Source organism: Actinoplanes derwentensis (assembly GCF_900104725.1).
In the GTDB taxonomy this organism is placed as follows: Bacteria; Actinomycetota; Actinomycetes; order Mycobacteriales; family Micromonosporaceae; genus Actinoplanes; species Actinoplanes derwentensis.
This window is the reverse complement of the sequence record NZ_LT629758.1, coordinates 9,488,937-9,508,196: the sequence shown is the minus strand read 5'-3', so window position 1 is coordinate 9,508,196 and position 19,260 is coordinate 9,488,937. Positions and strand designations below refer to the sequence as shown.

Genomic DNA, 19,260 nt, shown 5'->3' with positions numbered 1-19,260 from the left:
CGGGCGACGTTACGCGATCAGCCCGGCACGCGGGGACCCCTGTGGACAACGGGGTTCAGAGCCATCCGCGGCGTTTCAGGTAGACGTACAAACCGCTGGCCGAGACCCCGATGAGCGCGCTGCTGAGCAGGAATCCCCACCACTTCTCGAAGCCGGGGTAGGGCAGGTTCTGGCCGAAGTATCCGGTCAGCGCGGTGGGGATGGCGATGATCGCGGCCCACGCCGCCAGTTTGCGGGTGACCACGTTGAGTTCGTTGCTCTGTTCGGCCAGATCGTCGTCGAGCAGTTCGGTGATCCGGCCGCGGGAGTGTTCGATCAGGTCGACGGCATGCCGGGCGTGGTCCTCGACGTCCCGGTAGTACGGCCGCAGGTGGCCGTCCCCGGCGAGTTCCTTCGCGACGTCGCGGACCACGTCGGGCATCGGCGACACCGCGCGGCGCAGGGCGGCCAGGCCACGGCGCAGGACAAAACCGTGCCGCCGTACGTCGCGGGGTGCCGGGCCGTCGCCGAGCATCCGGTCCTCGACGCCGTCCATCAGCTCGTCGATCCGCTGGGCGGCGCGGTACTGGCCGTCGACGACGAGGTCGAGCAGCCCGTACACCAGGAAGTCGACGCCGGTCCCGGCCGGCCGCTCCTCGTCGTCCCACCGCCGGGTCAGGGTCGTCAGGTCGAACGGTGATTTGCGGACCGTGATCAGCGCCCGCGGGGTGATGAACGCGCTGATCTCGGTCTTGCGCGGTTCGCTGTCGAACTCGACGGCGTAGACGTTGAGGAACAGGTGGTTTCGATAGTGGTCGAGTTTGGGCCGCTCGTGGTCCTGGACGGCGTCCTCGACGGCGAGCGGGTGCAGACCGAACTGTTCGGCGAGGGTGGCCAGGTCAGCAGCGCCCGGGGCGTCGAGGTCGAGCCAGAGAACCGCATCGGGTTCGTTCCGGAGCCGGTCGCCGGCCTCGTCGATACCGAAGCCCTCGGCGGTCAGGCGGCCATTGACGTAGAGACGGGAAGTCACGGCATACGATAAGCCGTGACCTGGATAGATCAGCTCCTGACCGCCTTCTACGAAGCCAAGTGGCAGGTGACCGACGGGCAGTCGATCTATTGGCGGGAGATCGTCGGCAACGCGTTCGGGCTGGGTTCGGCGCTGCTCGGGTTGCGCCGCAACTACTGGGCCTGGCCGGTCGGGATCGTCGGCAACGTGCTGCTGTTCACCGTCTTCCTGGGCCAGGCCGTCGGCAACGATCAGGGCACCCCTCTCTACGGCCAGGCCGCCCGTCAGGTGTTCTTCCTGATCACCAGCGTCTACGGCTGGTGGGCCTGGCGGCGCAACAAGCGGCGGGACCACGGCACCGCCGTGGTCCCGCGCTGGGCCACCCACCGGCAACGGCTGACCTTCATTCCGCTCGCGCTGGCCGCGGTGGCCGTCTGCTTCGTGGTGTTCCGCGAGGTCGGCGCCGGTTTTCCGGTGCCGTGGTGGTACTACCTGGCCGACTCGTGGATCTTCGTCGGCTCGATGCTGGCCACCTACGCGATGGCCCGCGGCTGGGTCGAATTCTGGCTCTGCTGGATCGCCGTGGACCTGGTCGGAGTGCCCGAGCTGCTGCACTTCGGCTACTACCCGTCGGCGGTCCTCTACGCCGTCTACCTGCTCTTCGTCATCTGGGGTTTCGTGGTCTGGACGCGGATCTCCCGGTCGGCCGCGGTGTCGCCGGTTCCAGCCTGAGGGCGCCGCAGCATCCACCTGGAGAGCATGTCGATGGACCGCTTTCCGAAGATGATCGAGCTGGCGGCGTCGTATCGCGACGAGCCGGACATCGAGCGCTACTACGCGTTCTGCGCCGACATGCTGATCGGCGCGGTCGAGTCGATGGCCGCCCGGCGCTGAATCGCATCTTCTTGCAAGAGGAGTGCAGGCTCTTCCAGACATTGAAAGAAGTTGCTAGCTTCCCCCTCATGTGAACGCGGGATTTCGCCCGTGTTTCCCTGCGGTGGTTGGAGGCCCCGTGTCCCGGATGCTCGCCGTACTACTGCTGCTCCTGACCGGCCCACCCACCGCACCCGCGACGACGAGCGTGACCGTCTACTACCAGGCGCCACCGGCCTGGTCGACGGTGAACATCCACTACGCCGCCGACGGCGGGTCCTGGACCAGCGTGCCCGGCGTCCCGATGAGCGCCGACAGCGGTTGCGCCGGCTGGCACGTCAAGGAACTCGATCTCGGCGGCGCCACCGGCATGCAGGTCGTCTTCAACAACGGCTCCGGGACCTGGGACAACAACAACGGCGGCAACTACCGCGTGGGTACGGGCATCGTCACGGTCTCTGCAGGTGCCGTCGGATCAACCGCCCCCTGCACCACCACACCACCGCCCACTCCGTCCCCGGCGCCGCCGCCGACCAGTGGCGAGATGCTCGGCGGTGACCCCCGCAAGGACAGCATCTACTTCGTCCTCACCGCCCGTTTCAACGACGGCGACACCACCAACAACCGGGGCGGCAGCCAGCACGTCAAGTCCGGTAACGCCGCCAACGGCGACCCGATGTTCCGGGGCGATTTCCAGGGCCTGGTCGACAGACTCGACTACATCAAAGGGCTCGGTTTCTCCGCCGTCTGGATCACCCCGGTGGTGCTGAACCGCTCCGATTACGACTTCCACGGCTATCACGGTCACGACTTCTACGAGGTCGACCCGCGACTGGAGTCGGACGGCGCCTCTTATCAGAATCTGATCGACGCGGCCCACGCCAAAGGCCTGAAGATCTACCAGGACGTGGTCTTCAACCACACGTCCCGGTGGGGTGCGAAGGGTCTTTACACCCCGACCGTCTACGGCGTCCGCGACAGCCAGTGGAGCTGGTACTACAGCGAGAAGGTCGCCGGTAAGACCTACCACCCGCTCGACGAGAACAGCACCGGCAACACCTACAACGGCGATCTGTGGAACGGCACCGCCCCGGCCGGCAACACCTGCCCGGACTTCGGCACCCCGACCGGCGGGAAGAGCGCCGAGGGCTACTCGCTCTACCACTGTCAATGGCCGTCGCCGACCGCCAAGATGTTCCCGCCGAGCCTCTTCCACCAGTGCTGGATCGGCAACTGGGAGGGCGAGGACGCCCGGTCCTGCTGGCTGCACGAGGACCTCGCCGACCTGAACACCGAGAACGCCGTGGTGCAGGACTATCTGATCGGCGCGTACCAGAAGTACATCGACATGGGCGTGGACGGATTCCGCATCGACACCGCCGTGCACATCCCACGGGTCACCTGGAACCGCCGTTTCCTGCCCGCCCTCCAGAACCACCTGACGGCGAAATATGGTGCCACCAGAGCCCGGGACTTCTACATCTTCGGCGAGGTCGCCGCGTTCGTGAACGACAAATGGAACCGCGGTTCGGTCAACCATTCCGCCCAATTCTTCACCTGGAAGGAGCGGGCCACCTACTCCGCCGACGACACGACCGCCGCCCTCGAACAATTCGACTACGAGAACAACTTGGGTACGGGTAACCAGCCGACCAGCACCAACGCGTTCCTGACCGGCAACACCTATCACGCCCCGGACCACTCGAAGTTCTCCGGCATGAACATCATCGACATGCGGATGCACATGAACTTCGGTGACGCGTCGAACGCCTATCACAACGGCAAGGACTCGGACGACTCCGTCAACGACCCCACTTACAACGTGGTCTATGTGGATTCGCACGACTACGGGCCGAACAAGTCGTCGGTCCGGTACGCCGAGGGCACCGAAGCCTGGGCCGAGAACATGACGCTGATGTGGACGTTCCGCGGCATCCCGACGCTGTACTACGGCTCGGAGATCGAGTTCAAGGCCGGGCAACGGATCGACTGCGGGCCGACCTGCCCGCTGGAGACCACCGGCCGTGCCTACTACGGCGGTCACCTCGCCGGCAGTGTCACCGCCGGCGACTACGGTGTCGTCTCGTCAGCCAGCGGCCAGGTCGCCACCACCCTGTCGAAACCGCTGGTCAAGCACGTACAACGGCTGAACCGGATCCGCCGGGCGGTGCCCGCGCTGCAGAGGGGCCAGTACTCGACCGAGGGTGTCAGCGGCGACATGGCCTACAAACGCCGTTACACCGCCGACGGCGTCGACAGTTTCGCCCTGGTCACCGTTTCGAACGGCGCCACCTTCAACGGCATCCCGAACGGCACCTACGTCGACGCGGTCACCGGCGACACCAGGGCCGTCACCGGAGGCTCCCTCACCGTCGGCCTCAACGCCAAGGGCAACCTCCGCGTCTACGTCCTCTCCACGAGCACCACCCCGGCCCCCGGACGAATCGGCGACGCCACCACCTACCTGAAGTAACCCCATCCATCTGACGCGCCCGGCCCGGCGGCCCCCTCACCGCCGGGCCGAACGGCACCTCCGACCCGGCGGTGCTTTCCGCCAGGCCGGGTGTAACTTCCGGTGGGTCAGGCGCCGACCAGGTCCGCGACCCCTTCCACCGCTTGCGGGTACGCCACCAACAGCCGCGCCACCGCATCCGCGTCCACACCGGACGCGACCTCGGCCGGTGCCCACTCCCCCGGGCATCCGATCAGCTCAGCCACCGCATCCGCCGCCGGCCGGTGCCCCGCCAGCAGCACCGCCACCGCCCCAGCCGGGCCCACCGGAACACCGGTCGCGGCCGGGCGGGATCGGGCCGGGGCGTTCCACGGCGCCGTCCACGAGTCGAGAGCCGCCAGGCTGCCCGGGAACGTGCGCCCGGCCTCCCGGGTCAGCACCGGCACCAGCTCCGCCGCCTGCTGTTTCAACGTGGTGATCAGGTTCGGCAGCCATGGCAGCAGCACCGGGTCGGGCAGTTGCGCGAACACCCGGGACAGGGTCTCCACCACGAACGGCGCCAGGCGCGGCACCGGTTCGAGGGCCTGCACGAATCCGCTGACGTACTGCGGGACCGAGGGCACCACCAGCGGGTTGCCGAGCAGGTCAGCGACCCGGGTCCGCAGATCGGCCAGCGGGAGCACGCCGAGCTGGTGCAGCGACGCCCAGAGCAGGGCGACCTTGGCCGGGGCCTCCGGGTGTGACTGCCGGACCGCGATCTCCAGCTGGGTGCGGTCGCAGCCCAGCGACAGGGCCAGGCTCTCCATGCTGAACAGGAAGCCGAGCATCGCCCCGACCTGCCGGACCCCGGTGTCCTCGTCGACGAAGGCGGTCGGCAGCAGGGTGCAGTAGTGGGCGTACCCGGCGGTGACGAACCGCTCGCACCAGGCCGGCAGCACCGGGGCGGTGGCCCGGTAGTGCCCGAGCAACCGGCGGATCCGGCGCAGCACGTCGGGGGCGCCGTCGACGGTGCGCTCGGCCGACAGCAGCTCGATCGCCCGGGCGCCCAGCTCGTCGGTGAGCCGCGGGCTCTCCAGGAAGAGCAGCGAGTTCTCCACCGCCTTGAGTGCGGTCGCCGCGGTCGCCTTCGGATCCCAGGCGTCGCGCCGCAGCCGCTGTTCGAGCACCTGCTCGACGGTGACGCCCTCGTAGCCCAACTCGATGATGCTGCGCTGGTGACGGCCGATGTCGAGGTCCCAGCTCTCCTGGATGTGCTTCTCCCCGAGCTTGCGGCTGCCCATGATCGGGCGGACCGCCTGGTCGGGCAGCAGGTAACGCAGCATCCAGAGCAGCTGGGAGCAGGCGGCCAGTTCGGGCTGGGCGAACAGGTCGAGCAGCGCGCGCTGGATGCTGCGCTGTTCGAGGTTGAGCCCGAGCGGTGCGAGCCGGTCGTGGACGTCACGGGCCAGCGGCGGCAGCGCCTCGTACCCGACCTGGCCGATCCGGTCGCCGCCGAGCAGGATCTCGCAGAGCCGCCGCACGTCGCGGCGGCCCGGCACGGTGTCCTTCTCGATGCAGGTGACCGCGGCGTCCTGGAAGTCGTACGGCGTCGGCCGCGCCCGGCCGCGCATCCCCGCCAGCAGGATCGACGTCTCGAAGACGGCGATCGCGTCGGCGGTGCTGGACAGGTAGCCGTTGCGGCGGGCCAGCCGGACGATGTCGACACACCAGCCGCGCAGTTCCTCCTCGTCCAGCCCGTCGAGCACCGGCGGACCGGCCAGATAGCCGGTGAGGTGGTCGGTGACCGGCTCGGCGACGGCGACCGGTGCGGGCAGCGCCTTCTTCGACTTCCGGCCGGTGCCCTTCTGCCCGTCCAGCCGGAACGGGGTGAGCCGCAGTCGGCCGAGCTGTTTCTGCCAGGTGGCGGCGGCGATCGACACCGAGCCGGGTGCCAGCCCGAACTGCGACTCGATCGCCGAGTGGCTGGACGGGATCAGCCCGTAGAGCCAGGTGGTCGCGGTCCGCGGGGTGATCGCGAAGTCCGGGGTCCCCGGTGCCGAACCAGCCTCGGGGACTCGGCTGGCCGCGTGGAAGGCGCCGCAGATGTAGAGGCAGTCGGCCGGGTCGGTACCGGACGCGGCGAGGTGCTCGCGGATCCGGGTCCACATGTAGCGCTCGCGGTCCTCATCGCTGGCGAACCGCCGGGTGTCGTGCGGGGCCAGCCGCCGGAACAGGCTGCCGATCAGCACCATCACCTGCCGGTAGGTGTCGTGGTCGGCCCCGGCCAGGGGTTGCTCCACGAACTGGTCCCACCACTCCGACCAGTGCCGCACCCGCCCGTGGTGCAGCAGGTGCTCCTCCAACTCGGCGAACCGTGGCCGCAGGTCACCGATCTCCACCCCGACCGCGTCGCCGTGCAGGTCCTCCTCCGGCTCCGGGTTGCCGGACGGGGACGAGACGTCGGGCTGCCACTGGAAGACGTGGTCGGTGGACCGGTCCACCAGGACCAGCTCGACGCCGGGGGTGTCCAGCGCGTACGCGATCGCCTGGTACTCCGCGGAGGCCTCGGTGATCGGCGCGATGACCGACAGCGGCGCCGATTCCTTGGGAAACCCGTCCAACTCGGAGGCGAACGCCTGCAGCGCCACCGGGAGCCGGCAGTTGCGCAGCTCGGTCAGCAGCGGCCGCAGGTCCTCGCAGAGTTCCAGGTAGACGACCTTGGGCTGTTTCGCCCGCAGCCGCCGCAGCATCGCCAGAGCCGAGGCCGGCGAGTGATGGCAGACCGGGAAGATCTCCAGCGGCTCACGCAGGGCGTGGTCGACGTCGTCAACGATCCCGGCGAGGATCTCCGGCAGCGCCGCCGGGCCGTCAGCGAGAGCCTCGGCGGCACCCAGCAACTGATCCCGGAGCGGATCGAAAGGGCTGGTCACGACAGGGTCGCAATCGCCTGGCGGCCACCCTCCAGGAAACCGGTCCACTCGCCGCTGTGCTCCTTGCTGCGCGGCTCGACCACCCCGTGCCAGTACTTGTTGAGAATCGCCAGGTCCTCCGGGCTGCGCCGGGCCAGCGATCCGACCAGCGACGAGGCCAGGGTCGCCGAAGTGAGCGTGCGGGCTCCGAAGAAGTTGCTGTGCAGGATCGCGTCCTCCAGCACACCGATCTGCTCGGCGGTCGACAGCGCCGACTCGAGCCGCTCGTCGTCACTGCCCGCCGCGGCGGAGGCGGCCCGCAGGTCGGCGAAGCTCTGCAGCAGCACGTCGAGCAGGGTCGGCGGCACCTCCAGCTCGATGTTGTGCCGGCGCAGCAGTTCCTCGGTGCGGAAACGGACGATCTCCGCCTCGCTCTTCTTGTTGGTCACCACCGGGATGCGGATGAAGTTGAACCGCCGTTTCAGCGCCGAGGACAGGTCGTTGACACCCCGGTCGCGGCTGTTGGCGGTGGCGATGATGCTGAACCCGGGCTTGGCGAAGACGATGTTGTCGTCGTCCAGTTCGGGAATCGACACGTACTTCTCGGAGAGGATCGAGATCAGCGCGTCCTGCACGTCGCTGGTGGACCGGGTCAGTTCCTCGAACCGGCCGATCACCCCGTTCTCCATCGCCGTCATGATCGGTGAGGGGATCATCGAGGCCCGGGACTGGCCCTTGGCGATCACCATCGAGACGTTCCAGGAGTATTTGATGTGGTCCTCGGTGGTGCCGGCGGTGCCCTGCACGACCAGGGTGGAGTTGCGGCTGATCGCGGCGGAGAGCAGCTCGGCCAGCCAGCTCTTGCCGGTACCCGGGTCTCCGATCAGCAGCAGGCCGCGGTCGGAGGCCAGGGTGACGATGGACCGCTCGACGAAACTCCGGTCGCCGAACCACTTCGGGGCGATCTCGCGGTCGAGGCCGTCGGCACGCTCCGAACCGAGGACGAACAACCGCACCATCTTCGGGCTGAGCCGCCAGGAGAACGGCTTGGGCCCGGTGTCGACCGATTCCAGCCAGTCCAGTTCCTCGGCGTACTTGACCTCGGCGGGCGCGCGCAGCATGTCACTCATCGCGGAAAATCTCCTTGCGGGGTTGATCTAGACGAGGAAGTTCTTGAGCTCGGTGACGAGCTTCTTGATGTGGCCGGACAGGACCGGAGTGCCCTGGTCCTTGAAGCGCTGCCGGAACCACGGGTTGACACTCTGGTGGCCGCCGCTGCTGACCGAGCCGACCGGGATGAACTTGACCCCGGACCGGTGGATCGCCTGGAAGCCGTCCCAGCAGGCCTGCTCCTGCCACTCGTAGAAGTCGGAGATCCAGACCACGACGCTGTTGCGCGGGTCGGTGATCTTCGGCCGGGCCAGGTCGAGTGCCACCGTGCCGTCGGTGCCGCCGCCGAGCTGGGTGTGCAGCAGCACCTCGAACGGGTCGTGCACCCACGGGGTGAGGTCCAGAGCACGGGTGTCGTACGCCACCAGATGCACGTCGACCTTGGGCAGACCGGCGAAGATCGAGGCCAGGATGGTGCAGTTGACCATCGCGTCGACCATCGACCCGGACTGGTCGACCACCACGATCAGGCGAGCCGGCTCGATCCGTTTCGCGGTCTGCCGGTAGTAGAGCCGGTCGACGTAGAGCTTCTCGTCCTCGGGGCTCCAGTTCGGCAGGTTCTTCCAGATCGTCCGGTCCAGGTCCAGGTTGCGGAAGATCCGTTTCGGTGGCACCGACCGGTCGATCGTCCCGGCACTGGCCTGGGCGACCTGGGTGCGCAGCACCTCGGCCACCTCGTCGACGAACCGGCGGATCAGCGCCTTGGCGTTGGCCAGGGCCACACCGTCCAGGTTGTCCTTGTCGCGCAGCAGCTGCTCGATCAGCGACATGCTCGGGGTGAGCTGCTTGGCGAGCCGGTTGTCGGCCAGCACCTCCCGCAGCCGCATCCGGCCGACCAGGTCACCTTCGATCCCGGCGAGGGTCTGGCCCAGCCCCGGGGTGTTCCCCGCGGACCGCCCGCGCAACTCGCCCGGTTCGCAGCCCATCGCCCGCTCGAACCAGCCGGCGTCGGACTGCCACCGCTGCAACTGCTCGGCGGTCACGTTGCCGGTGCCGGTGGCGAACACGTTGAGCAGCAGTTTCGAGACCAGCGCAGCGCGCCGGACCTCGCCGTCCCGGTCGTCCTCCGGCAGCCGGCCGTCCTCCGCCATCAGGCCGTCGAACTCCGCCTCCAGCTGCGGGAACCGCTGGACCACGGTGTCCACCGAGACCGACGGGTCGAGCAGGGCGGCGGGCAGCCCGAGATCACCGACGATCGCCATGCTGCCCGATTCCAGGGTCGCCTGCTCCTCGGGATCGAAGAGCCGAGCCAGCAGCCGCCAGTAGAGGACCTGACGGCGGGTCTCCGCAGCACTCATTTACGCAACAGCCTTCCCGCTCGCTCGCGCAGCACCTCGACCGCGGTGCCGGCGACGGCCTCGGCTTTCGCCGCCTTGGCCTCGGTGGGGCCGTGTGCCCAGTCACCGGTGTGCGCGACGACCGGCTTCTTACGGACCACCGCTTGCACGGCGAGCGGCTGCACCGCCCAGCGGCCGGCGTCCCACCGGAGCAGGCCGAGGCAGGCGGTGGAGGCCGCCACCAGGGCCGGGGTGAGCGGCCCGGCCTCGGGCAGCCGGTCCAGGTCGACGGCGACAGTCACGCCGCCGAGGTCGAACGACTCCGGCCCGGCCGTGTAGCCCTCCAGCAGCACCGGCTCGGCGATGACGGCCGGGTGCCGGTCGAGCGGTGCGGTGGGCGCCGCGATCGCGGTGCCGAGGCGGACCCGGGCCACCGCGAAGGGGTCGACGGCCTCGCCGAGGACCGCGCACGACTCGTCCCACACCAGGTCGCCGGCCGTGGTGAGCGGCATGCCGGTGATCTCGACGGCGCGGCGGCCGGCCAGGGCGGCCCGGAACACCGGGAACCCGGCGAGCATCCGCCAGGCGGACGGGCCGCTGATGGTGTCGACCTTGGCGGCGGCGACACTCGCCCGGACCAGGCGCACCTCGCCGCCGGGTGTCTCCAGCAGGCCGTGGGCCTGCGCCCGGAAGACCGTCGGGTGCTCGTGCAGGTCGACACCGAGCAGCAGGAACCGGCCGTCGACCGGAGCGGCCGCGACCGCCGGGAAGCCCTCCTGGGCGAGCAGCAGCGCCCGCGACCACAGGTCGGCCCACCGGCGCACCGGGATCCGGTCGAGGGTGGCGACCGGGGCGGTGGCCCGCAACTCGGCGGCGAACCCGTCGAGCAGCACCGCGAGGCGCCGGCCGGCCGGATCGGCGAGCAGGGCCTGGACGACCTGGGAGCCGCCACCGGCGACCTCGTGGTCGACGCCGCGCCAGCCGGCGATGGCCAGCTCGCGCAGCCACGACCGGCCACCGGCCAGCAGCGGGCCACTCCCGGCCGGGGCGGCCGGCGCGCTCAACGCCTCGCGGGTGCGGCCGAGGGCCTCGTCGAGCCCGCCGAGCAGCGCGTCGTGAACGGCACCGGCCAGCGCGGCGCGGGCGCCGGCCAGCACGGCCAGGTGCTCGTCGGTGACGGTCCCGGCGATGATCTTGCCGATCGAGTCGGTGACCCGGCCGGCCAGCGGCGAACCGGTGAACGCGGCGGCCAGCGATTCGAGGGCGGCGGCCCGCTCCTCGTCGATCCGGGCCAGGCCGTGGACCAGGGCGTCATCGAGGCCGTCGACCAGGGTGAACGCCTCGTCGACGTCGGACGGGTGGGCGCGCAGAGCGTCGGCGAGCATCAGCGCACCGCCCCGGCGGCCGGAAACCAGTGCAGGTCGGGCAGCGGATCGGTGGCCGGCGGGACCTCCAGATAGGCCAAGTGGCGCAGGAAGCCGGCGAACACCTCGGCGGCGCGGTTGGGCGCGGTCGTGGTGTGCAGACCGGACCAGAGATCGTCCGCACCGTCGGGCAGGACCGCTTTCAGGTATCGCGCGACGCGGTCCAGCCCGTACTGCGCGACCGCGGCGTCGGCCAGGGCGCGCAGGTGGCCGCAGGGGTGGGAGCCGCCGGAGAGGCCACCACAGGGACGGTTGTTGTTGGTGTTGCAGCTCAGACCGTGGTCACCGGCGGTGACGGACGAGACATAGACCCGCTCGACGTCCGACCCGCTCGACACGACACCCTGGAGACGGCCCTCGGACAACTCCACGAACGGCACCTTCGCCAGTTTGCGCGACCGGACGGGCGCGATGACGAGTGCAGTGCTGCGCCGCTCGGCGGCGGCACCCTCGATGGTCACAACAGACCTCCTCAGAACCAGGTGCGAAAGTTCTATCCCACGGGTACGACAAAACCGCATCGCCCCAGCTCAGCCGCGCCCGGGGTGCACCGATCCAGAGGACGACCCGGCAACCCGGTCCCGCTCAGCCGCTCAGCCCGAAAATCTTGATCGGATCACTAGCGCCAATTGGTTTGTAATGGAAACCTATTGGCATGACAACTGACGCGGTACCCGCCGGCGGCGACCCCCGCCGACTGCTGGCCGACGCCCACGACCTGGCCCGCCGGGTGCGCCACGACCAGCGGGTGACCTGGTTCCCCCTGCTGGTGCTGGCCGCACTGACGTTCGCGGCCATCCCCGCCGACTACTTCGGCATGCAGGTGGCCTGCGACGACGGCGGCTGCCACTTCTCCCGCAGCGGGTTCCACCTCTTCTGGCCACCCGCGCTGCTGGCGGCCTACACGGCGATCGCCGTCTGCTACGTGCGGGTCGCCCGATCCCGGGGCCTGGGCGCCCGGGTGCTGCCGTACGCGATCACCGGCGCCGCCCTGGCCGCCCTGTCCATGACCGCCTGGCTGCTGGCACACCACTTCTGGTTCAACAGCCCGCCGGCCGGCCCGTTCCCCGCCTGGGTGCTGCTGGTGGACCACCTGATCGCACCGGCCGGCACGATCGGCCTGGCGCTGCTGGTGCTGGCCCGGCTGGAGCGTAACCTCGCACTACTGATCTTCACCCTCGGCTATCTGGTGGTGGTACTGATGCCGATCGAGATCGGCGGCGACACCCGCACCACCTTCATCCCCCAGCAGATCGTCAACGGCGTGGTGCTGCTGCTGGGCGCGGCCGGTTTCGCTCTGACCCGCCGGAGCCGACGTTGACCACCGACCCGCCGGCGACCGGCCAGCCCGCCACCGACCATCCCGCCACCGGCTTGGACGATGTCGTGCATCAGCGGGTCCGGCTCGGCATCCTGACGATCACGCACGAGGCGCGACGGGTCGAATTCGGCTACCTGCGCACCCAGTTGCAACTAACGGCAGGCAACCTGTCCCAGCATCTCGGCGTGCTCGAATCGGCCGGCCTGGTCGACGTCGAGAAGGGTTACGAGGGTCGACGAGGACGCACCTGGATCACCCTCACCAGCGCCGGAACCACCGCCCTGGCCGCCGAGATCACCCGGTTGAAGCAGCTCATCGCCAGAGTCGCCATGGACGGATGACCATCATCAGGTCCGTCGATGCCAAGTCGAGATCGATACGGGCACGACGTGACCGGTCTCCGGCAACTACGTTGCCACCGTGCACAACCAGCCTCCCTCGGACCCCTCACAGCAGCCGCCCTCACCGGCGGCGCCGCAGCACTTCGGACCTCCGGCTCCACCACAGTTCGACCCGGCGACTCCGCACCCGCCGTACGCCGCCGGGGGTGTCCCGCCCTATCCGCCGCAACCATGGGGAGACCCGGCGCCGTACGGTCCGCATCCGGCCTACCCGCCGCCGCCGGTAGCCGCGCAGGGCACCAACGGTTTCGCGATCGCCGCGTTGGTGACCAGCATCTGCGGCGGGCTCGGCCTCGGTTCGGTCCTCGGCCTGGCGTTCGGCATCACCGCACTGGTCCAGATCAAACGCCGACCGCAGAAGGGGCGCGGCCTCGCCATCGCGGCCGTGGTCATCTCCAGCCTGACCATGCTGCTGGCCATCGTCGCCGTGACCAGCGTGCTCATCGACAAGGCGAAGGACAAGGCAGCAGGCATCGAGGACGTCGACACCACCGCGTTGAAACAGGGCGACTGCATCCGCAGCATCAAGGAATCCGCGGCGGTGTACGACATGCCGGTGATGCCGTGCACCCAGCCCCACGAGGCCGAGGTCTACCACGTCTTCACGTTCCCGGCCGGCCCGTTCCCCGGCCGGACGACGATCGAGACGGAGGGCGAAACGAGGTGCAACGCGGCCTTCGAGCCGTTCCTCACTCCCCAGAACGAGAACATGGACATCTACTACCTGTACCCCCGCAACACCCTCGACTGGGCCCGCGACCGAACCCTGATCTGCATCGCCGCCGACCCGGCCGGCCCCCGCACCACGTCGATGACGAAGTAACCGGCAGTCCACAGCAGGCCCCGGTTCGATGCTGACCAATCCGGCGGTTCTGACCGACGCCGTGGTGGCGGACATGACCCGGCTGACCATCGGGGTCGGTCGACTTCCGGTCAGCTCAGTGTCCGGAACGGGGCGAGAGTCGTACGGATCTGTTCGGCCGCACCCCAATCGTCGTCGAACTGGGCCAGCACGGCGAGGTGCTGGCGCAGCTGAATGATCGGCATCCGGGCCGGCCAGCCGTCGTCGAGTGACGTCAGCTCGGCATAGCGGGCGAAGAACCGCGCCGCCTCCGGTGGAGGCGACGTGGACCACACGTGGGCCAGGTCGACTTCGGCCCACATGTAGGACACCGCCGGGTCGATCAGCGCCGGGCTGCCGTCCTGCGTGGCCAGGACGTTCTGGGTCCACAGGTCGCCGTGGGTCAGGCAAGCCGGCCGGTCCGGCAGCAGGTCGGGCAGGCGCTGACACAGCCGTTCCAGCGCCGCCCGGTCGCCGGCGTCGAGTGCCGCCTCGACGCGAGGTTGCCCGAGCCAGCGCAGCAGACGGTGCTCGGCGAAGAACGCGAACCCGTTCTCGCTCCAGGTGTTGATCTGCCGGCGACGGCCCAGCCAGTTGTCGCGGTGCCACCCGAAGCGCGGATGGATCGTGCTCCGATGCAGGCCGGCCAGCGTATGCGCGAGCCGCTCCCAGAAGTCCGCACCGCTCGGCCGCGGCCGCAGCACCGACAACACGAGCAGTTCCCGATCCGCCCGGATCACGTCCGGTGTCGCCACACCACCGAGCTCCCGCAGAGCCGTCAGCCCGTCGGCCTCCGCGGCGAAGACGTCACCGTCCGGCGTGTCGGCGAAGGCCTTGACGAACACCGGCGGTGCATCCCGGCGGGTGGCGATGCCCGCGAGCGCCGCCAGCCCACCCGTCACCGGCTCGACCGCGACGACATCACGAATCCCGGCCCGTTGCAGGCAGCCGAACAGGAACGTCGCCGAGTGCGTGACTTTCACGGGTGGTCGAGGATCATCGACTGGAAGTGGGGGCAGGTCTGATGGTCGTCGTGGTGGCAGCGCAAGCCGTGTTCCAGGAGGGTCTGCGAACGGTTCAGACGAGCGATGGACCCCCGGACCCGGGTCAGCTGGACGCGCATGGCGGCGCGGCGGGCCTCCGGAGTGGAGGCGGTGAACAGGTCACGGATCTCGGCGAGGGTGAAGCCGGCGTCCTTGCAGATCTGGATCTCCGCGACCCGGGCGAGGTCGGCGTCGCTGTACACACGGCGGGACGCCACCCGGCGAGCGGGGGCGAGCAGGCCGACGTGCTCCCAGTGACGCAGCACGTGAGTAGCCACGCCACAACGGGCGGCCAGCTCGCCGATCGCGTACTCCATGGGCCGCCTCCGCACGGTTGACTTCAGGTCGACCTTAAGTCGCAGAGTGGGTGAATGACGAGGACACACCGTGACCACACCGATTCCGCCACGCTGATCCGGACGCTCGACGCGGCCGAGAACACGCCTGACGCGGTCGCGCTGCGCGAGCGCGGCTACGAGTTGCTGCGGCTGGAACCGGGCGCGACGGTGGTCGACGTCGGATGCGGGACCGGGCGTGCGGTGGCCGAACTCGAAGCGCGCGGGGCCCGGGCCCTCGGCGTGGACCTCGACCCGGTCATGCTGACCGCGGCGCGCGATCGGTTTCCCGGGATCGACGTACGCGCCGCCGACGCCGATGGTCTGCCCTTGGCGGATGGCGAGGCCCGAGGTTACCGGGCCGACAAGGTTCTCCACATCCTGTCCGATCCGGCGGCGGCGCTGGCCGAGGCTCGGCGGGTGCTGGCCCCGGCCGGGCGCATCGTGCTGGTCGGGCAGGACTGGGACACCGTGGTCGTCGACTCCGGCTCCGGCGAACTCACCCGGCGGATCATCGCGGCACGGGCCGACACGATCCCGCACCCGCGTATCGCCCGCGCTTACCGCAACCTGCTGCTCGACAGTGGTTTCACCGACGTCACGGTCGAGGTGCACACCGCGATCCGCACCGATCCCGCGACGCGGTTGTTGCTGGCCGCGCAAGCGACCGCGGCCCGGAACACCGGCGCGATCACCGCCGCCGAGGCCACCCAGTGGATTGCTGAGCAGGACCGCCGGGCCACCTCGGGCCGGCTCATGCTGGCGATCCCGATGTTCCTGGCCGCCGGAACCCGCTGACGAACAATCACCAGCAATGCGCCCGGCTAGCGTGTGCTGGCTCTCGGGGCGTGGCAGGCCGAGGTGTTCTCGGAAGGTCGTGCCGGTGTAGGCCTCGCGGAACAGACCCGCGCGCAGGATCACGGCAGCCCTTCCAGCCAAGCCCCGAAACTTCCGGAGAGATCAATCCGGGTGTCGATTACATCGGCGCAGGTAGATGGACTCGACGGTAGATCGGGCAGCACGAACAGCAAATATTCACCATTGTAACTGCCGAAACCTGCTTGTAATGTTCCGGTCGTTCCGGGTCAGGCCCGCCGCTCCCCCGATCCCCACTCGGACGCGGCCAAGTCCCGAAAGGACCGTCCATGAGAGAACACTGGCGCAAGCTGCTCGCCCTGGTCGCCGCGGTCACAGCCGGTCTGGCGGTCACCGCCACGCTCCCGGCGTCACCGGCCTCGGCGGCGGCGCTGACCGAGGTCACCGGGTTCGGCACCAACCCGACCGGCATCCGCATGCATCTCTACGTGCCGGATCAGCTTCCCACCAAGCCGGCCGTGCTGGTGGCCGTGCACTACTGCACCGGCTCCGGCCCGGCGTTCTACTCCGGCACCGAGTTCAAGTCCCTCGCCGACCAGTACGGTTTCATCGTCATCTACCCGTCGACGGTGCGTACCGGCAACTGCTGGGACGTCTCCTCGGCCGGCGCGCTGACCCACAACGGCAACAGTGACCCGGTCGGTATCACCTCGATGGTCAGTTACGTGCAGCAGCGGTACTCCACCGACACCGCCCGCACGTTCGTCACCGGAGCCTCGTCCGGCGCCATGATGACGAACGTCCTGCTCGCGAACTACCCGGACGTGTTCGCCGCCGGCGCCGCGTTCATGGGCGTACCGGACACCTGTTTCCGGGCGACCGCGGGCAACCCGGCCGACCCCAGCCAGCAGGCCGGGTGGAACAGCGCGTGCTCGAACGGCCAGGTCAGCAAAACCCCCGCCCAGTGGGGCGACGAGGTGCGCAACTCGTACCCGGGCTACTCCGGCCGGCGCCCGCGCATGCAACTCTGGCACGGCGTCACGGACACCACCCTGCACTACAACAACTTCGGCGAAGAGATCAAGCAGTGGACCAACGTACTGGGCGTCTCCCAGACGCCGGTCAAGACGGACATGCCGCAGTCCGGCTGGACCCGCACCTGGTACGGCGACACGTCGGCCCAGCCGCCGGTCCAGGCCATCAGCATCGCCGGAGTCGGCCACTCACTGCCGATGGCCGGGCAGGCCAAGATGGCGATCAGCTTCTTCGGTCTGGACAGCACCACCGTCCCGCCGTCCTCCCCGCCGCCGTCCTCCCCGCCGCCCTCGTCACAGCCGCCGGTCCCGGGCGGCTGCACCGCTGCCATCGCACTGAACTCGTGGACCGGCGGTTACGTCGCCACGGTCACGGTCACGGCCGGTTCGTCCGCGATCAACGGCTGGACCGTCACCACCACCCTGCCCTCCGGTTCCGCCGTCACCAACTCGTGGAGCACGACCGGTAGCGCCACGACCGGCACGGTCAACTTCACCAATGTGGGCTACAACGGATCCGTGGCCGCCGGCGGGAACACCCAGTTCGGTTTCCAGGGCACCGGCACCGGCCCGTCCATCGCGACCTGCTCCGCCCGCTGATCAACAGACGACACCGAGGCTCCACCGATCGCGGCACCTGATCGGTGGAGCCCGCGCCCGAGGACTTGCCGCATCGTCGGCTCACGGGGCCCCGTACCAAAGCAGTCGGGTCTGCACAGACCTCAACCCGAACCCACGGCGACCGGGCCACCGACCGCACCCACCGCGATGCGGGGCCTCCGGGGACTCACGCAGCCGCCCTCGTCCGCGGCCCGCCGATCCCGTTCCGCGGCGTCGAGGCATTCGGCGGCAAAGAGGCGCACCAGATCGTTGAACGCGTACCGGCCATTGTGGTACTGCAGCAATCCGACGTCCACCAGGTCGTCGCAGGCCGCTGCGGTGTCCGCCGGGGCGAGCCCGGCAGCCGCCGCGGCCAGTGCGGCGTCGAAGTCCGGTCCGGGGATCGCGGCGGCGCTGCGGAAGACCGTGGCGACCGGGGCTGCCAGCTGCCGGTACGACATCGTGAAGGTCGCCCGCAGGTCGAGGTCGCCGGCCGTGAGCGCGGTCAGCAGCCCGTTCCGGCCCCCGAGACGGTCGAGCAGGTCGCGGGTGTCCCACGTGGGGCTGCTCGCGAGCCGGTTGCCGACGATCCGCAACGCCAGTGGCCAGCGCCCGCACAGCCGGATAAGACTGTCCAGCGCATCCGGGTCCGCCGCGGCATGCCGGGGTCCGACCAGCCCGGCGAGCATCTGCCGGGCATCCTCATGAGACAGCGTGTCAAGCCGGATCCGCCCGGCGGCGTCCAGGCCACTCAACGGTGGGCGGCAGGTCACCAGCACCATGCTCTGCGAGGTGGCCGGCAGTAGCGGGCGCACCTGGGCCTCGTCGAACGCGTCGTCCAGCACGATGAGGAACCGGCGGTCCCGCACCAGGGTGCGGAACAGCCCCTCCCGTGCCGTGCCGGGCGGCGGGATCTCCGTGTCCGGCACGGCGAGCGAGCGCAACAACTGGGCCAACACGTCCGCGGCGGTGGCCGGGCCGTTGATGGAGGAGCCACGCAGGTCGGCGAAGAGTTGGCCGTCGGAGAAGCGGGAGCTGACCTGGTACGCGCCGGCAACCGCAAGACTGGTCTTTCCGACGCCGGGCGGCCCGTGCACCACCACCAGCGGCGTGTGGTGGTCGGTACGGCCGTTGGCCAGGACGGCCAGCCGACGGATCGCGGAGAGCTCCCGTCGCCGGCCGATCAGGTCTGGAAGGGCCGCCGGAAGCTGGCGCGGAATGCGCGCGGGCCGCGTTCCCGGGCCGGACTGATGAGTGGTCAGGAATGCGCGGGCTGCGCGTGCGTCGCTGCCGATGAACCGGTTCATTTCGGCCAGGGAGACAAAACGGTCGCGCTGGTCACCGGCAAGCCGCAGGGCGTCCGCCACCGTCTGCACGGTACGCCGCTGCGGCGCCATGACGCGGCATCGCTCGAGCTCACGGATCGTCCGGACACTCGACCCGGACGCGGCGGCGAGATCCTCCTGACTGAGCCCCTCCTGACGCCGCAGAACACGGAGCAGGTCACCGAAACTCTCCTCGGACAAGGACTTCACCTTCCGGTATCCGCCATGGTCGAGCGCTTCGCAGGCGTTTCGATGGTGACACGGCGCGGTGCCGTCCGGATGCCCCGCTGCCATCGTTCGGGAAATCGGATGAGAGAGGAATGACACGTTGACAATAGTCACTGAACCGATTCAGTGACGCCTATTTGCGTCTCTGTTTCAATGGTTTCGCGGACATGAGTACATGGTGTCGTAGGAGTTAATTCGGCGGGCTTTTCCGGCGGGATTTCCGGCAGCCTTCGACTGCCGGTTG

Annotated in this window: 17 protein-coding genes; 8 read left to right on the top strand and 9 right to left on the bottom strand. The window is 69.5% G+C overall.

Translation table 11 applies throughout. The features are described from left to right. Window positions 1-55 precede the first annotated feature (55 nt). On the bottom strand, window positions 56-1,009 hold the full coding sequence (locus tag BLU81_RS42505; RefSeq protein ID WP_092554748.1) for a magnesium transporter CorA family protein: 954 nt from the start codon (window positions 1,007-1,009) through the stop codon (window positions 56-58). Between the two features lie 15 nt (window positions 1,010-1,024). Between BLU81_RS42505 and pnuC the strand changes: the two genes are divergently transcribed. The 3 genes from pnuC (at window position 1,025) to BLU81_RS42495 (ending at window position 4,334) form a co-directional block, all read left to right on the top strand. Beyond that, window positions 1,025-1,720 (top strand): nicotinamide riboside transporter PnuC, encoded by a 696-nt coding sequence (pnuC, locus tag BLU81_RS42500; protein ID WP_092554746.1) that lies wholly within the window; start codon window positions 1,025-1,027, stop codon window positions 1,718-1,720. Window positions 1,721-1,753: 33 nt separating this feature from the next. Next, complete coding sequence (locus BLU81_RS51715) at window positions 1,754-1,882, top strand: hypothetical protein (RefSeq protein WP_269460970.1); 129 nt, start codon at window positions 1,754-1,756, stop codon at window positions 1,880-1,882. Between the two features lie 127 nt (window positions 1,883-2,009). Further along, window positions 2,010-4,334, top strand: a complete 2,325-nt coding sequence (locus BLU81_RS42495; RefSeq protein WP_092554744.1) for an alpha-amylase family glycosyl hydrolase — start codon at window positions 2,010-2,012, stop codon at window positions 4,332-4,334. 107 nt (window positions 4,335-4,441) lie between these two features. Here the strand turns inward: BLU81_RS42495 and BLU81_RS42490 are convergent, their stop codons facing one another. From BLU81_RS42490 to BLU81_RS42470, 5 genes are read right to left on the bottom strand one after another with little or no spacing between them, the layout of a single operon-like run. Next, window positions 4,442-7,222: a DUF5682 family protein gene (locus tag BLU81_RS42490; RefSeq protein WP_092554742.1), complete on the bottom strand. Its 2,781-nt coding sequence runs from the start codon at window positions 7,220-7,222 to the stop codon at window positions 4,442-4,444. Beyond that, the gene (locus BLU81_RS42485; RefSeq protein ID WP_092554740.1) at window positions 7,219-8,331 is read right to left on the bottom strand and encodes an ATP-binding protein; all 1,113 of its coding nucleotides are present in this window, start codon (window positions 8,329-8,331) and stop codon (window positions 7,219-7,221) included. Before BLU81_RS42485 ends, BLU81_RS42490 begins: the two co-directional genes overlap by 4 nt. 27 nt (window positions 8,332-8,358) lie before the next feature. Beyond that, window positions 8,359-9,669 (bottom strand): vWA domain-containing protein, encoded by a 1,311-nt coding sequence (locus tag BLU81_RS42480; protein WP_092554738.1) that lies wholly within the window; start codon window positions 9,667-9,669, stop codon window positions 8,359-8,361. Beyond that, the gene (locus BLU81_RS42475; RefSeq protein WP_092554736.1) at window positions 9,666-11,033 is read right to left on the bottom strand and encodes a hypothetical protein; all 1,368 of its coding nucleotides are present in this window, start codon (window positions 11,031-11,033) and stop codon (window positions 9,666-9,668) included. Before BLU81_RS42475 ends, BLU81_RS42480 begins: the two co-directional genes overlap by 4 nt. Further along, the gene (locus BLU81_RS42470) at window positions 11,033-11,533 is read right to left on the bottom strand and encodes a hypothetical protein (RefSeq protein ID WP_092554734.1); all 501 of its coding nucleotides are present in this window, start codon (window positions 11,531-11,533) and stop codon (window positions 11,033-11,035) included. Before BLU81_RS42470 ends, BLU81_RS42475 begins: the two co-directional genes overlap by 1 nt. A 194-nt stretch (window positions 11,534-11,727) precedes the next feature. On the opposite strand from BLU81_RS42470, the gene BLU81_RS42465 reads away from it, so the two are divergent. The 3 genes from BLU81_RS42465 to BLU81_RS42455 all read left to right on the top strand — a co-directional run bounded on the left by BLU81_RS42465 (window position 11,728) and on the right by BLU81_RS42455 (window position 13,617). After that, window positions 11,728-12,393 (top strand): hypothetical protein, encoded by a 666-nt coding sequence (locus BLU81_RS42465; RefSeq protein WP_092554732.1) that lies wholly within the window; start codon window positions 11,728-11,730, stop codon window positions 12,391-12,393. After that, complete coding sequence (locus tag BLU81_RS42460; protein ID WP_092554730.1) at window positions 12,390-12,734, top strand: transcriptional regulator; 345 nt, start codon at window positions 12,390-12,392, stop codon at window positions 12,732-12,734. The genes BLU81_RS42465 and BLU81_RS42460 overlap by 4 nt, the downstream gene beginning before the upstream one ends. Window positions 12,735-12,813: 79 nt before the next feature. Continuing rightward, window positions 12,814-13,617: a DUF4190 domain-containing protein gene (locus tag BLU81_RS42455; RefSeq protein ID WP_092554728.1), complete on the top strand. Its 804-nt coding sequence runs from the start codon at window positions 12,814-12,816 to the stop codon at window positions 13,615-13,617. Between the two features lie 110 nt (window positions 13,618-13,727). Here the strand turns inward: BLU81_RS42455 and BLU81_RS42450 are convergent, their stop codons facing one another. Both BLU81_RS42450 and BLU81_RS42445 read right to left on the bottom strand, forming a co-directional pair. Further along, on the bottom strand, window positions 13,728-14,618 hold the full coding sequence (locus tag BLU81_RS42450; RefSeq protein WP_172890727.1) for a fructosamine kinase family protein: 891 nt from the start codon (window positions 14,616-14,618) through the stop codon (window positions 13,728-13,730). Further along, the gene (locus BLU81_RS42445) at window positions 14,615-14,995 is read right to left on the bottom strand and encodes a MerR family transcriptional regulator (protein ID WP_092554726.1); all 381 of its coding nucleotides are present in this window, start codon (window positions 14,993-14,995) and stop codon (window positions 14,615-14,617) included. The genes BLU81_RS42450 and BLU81_RS42445 overlap by 4 nt, the downstream gene beginning before the upstream one ends. Window positions 14,996-15,049: 54 nt before the next feature. Between BLU81_RS42445 and BLU81_RS42440 the strand changes: the two genes are divergently transcribed. Further along, window positions 15,050-15,811 carry a methyltransferase domain-containing protein gene (locus BLU81_RS42440; protein WP_092554724.1) on the top strand — a complete coding sequence of 254 codons (762 nt, stop codon included), beginning with the start codon at window positions 15,050-15,052 and terminating at the stop codon, window positions 15,809-15,811. 347 nt (window positions 15,812-16,158) lie between these two features. Next, window positions 16,159-17,463: an extracellular catalytic domain type 1 short-chain-length polyhydroxyalkanoate depolymerase gene (locus BLU81_RS42435; protein WP_092554722.1), complete on the top strand. Its 1,305-nt coding sequence runs from the start codon at window positions 16,159-16,161 to the stop codon at window positions 17,461-17,463. A 122-nt stretch (window positions 17,464-17,585) separates the two neighbouring features. On the opposite strand, the gene BLU81_RS42430 is transcribed toward BLU81_RS42435, so the two are convergent. Next, a complete protein-coding gene (locus BLU81_RS42430) occupies window positions 17,586-18,989 on the bottom strand; it encodes an XRE family transcriptional regulator (RefSeq protein ID WP_172890726.1) in 1,404 nt (467 codons plus the stop codon). Window positions 18,990-19,260: the final 271 nt, after the last annotated feature.

Bases quoted from the DNA above. Each gene is read 5' to 3' on its own strand.
- BLU81_RS51715 (WP_269460970.1), top strand. From the start codon at position 1,754: ATGGACCGCTTTCCGAAGATGATCGAGCTGGCGGCGTCGTATCGCGAC.
- BLU81_RS42495 (WP_092554744.1), top strand. From the start codon at position 2,010: ATGCTCGCCGTACTACTGCTGCTCCTGACCGGCCCACCCACCGCACCC.
- BLU81_RS42485 (WP_092554740.1), bottom strand. From the start codon at position 8,331: ATGAGTGACATGCTGCGCGCGCCCGCCGAGGTCAAGTACGCCGAGGAA.
- BLU81_RS42480 (WP_092554738.1), bottom strand. From the start codon at position 9,669: ATGAGTGCTGCGGAGACCCGCCGTCAGGTCCTCTACTGGCGGCTGCTG.
- BLU81_RS42475 (WP_092554736.1), bottom strand. From the start codon at position 11,033: ATGCTCGCCGACGCTCTGCGCGCCCACCCGTCCGACGTCGACGAGGCG.
- BLU81_RS42465 (WP_092554732.1), top strand. From the start codon at position 11,728: ATGACAACTGACGCGGTACCCGCCGGCGGCGACCCCCGCCGACTGCTG.
- BLU81_RS42445 (WP_092554726.1), bottom strand. From the start codon at position 14,995: ATGGAGTACGCGATCGGCGAGCTGGCCGCCCGTTGTGGCGTGGCTACT.
- BLU81_RS42440 (WP_092554724.1), top strand. From the start codon at position 15,050: ATGACGAGGACACACCGTGACCACACCGATTCCGCCACGCTGATCCGG.
- BLU81_RS42435 (WP_092554722.1), top strand. From the start codon at position 16,159: ATGAGAGAACACTGGCGCAAGCTGCTCGCCCTGGTCGCCGCGGTCACA.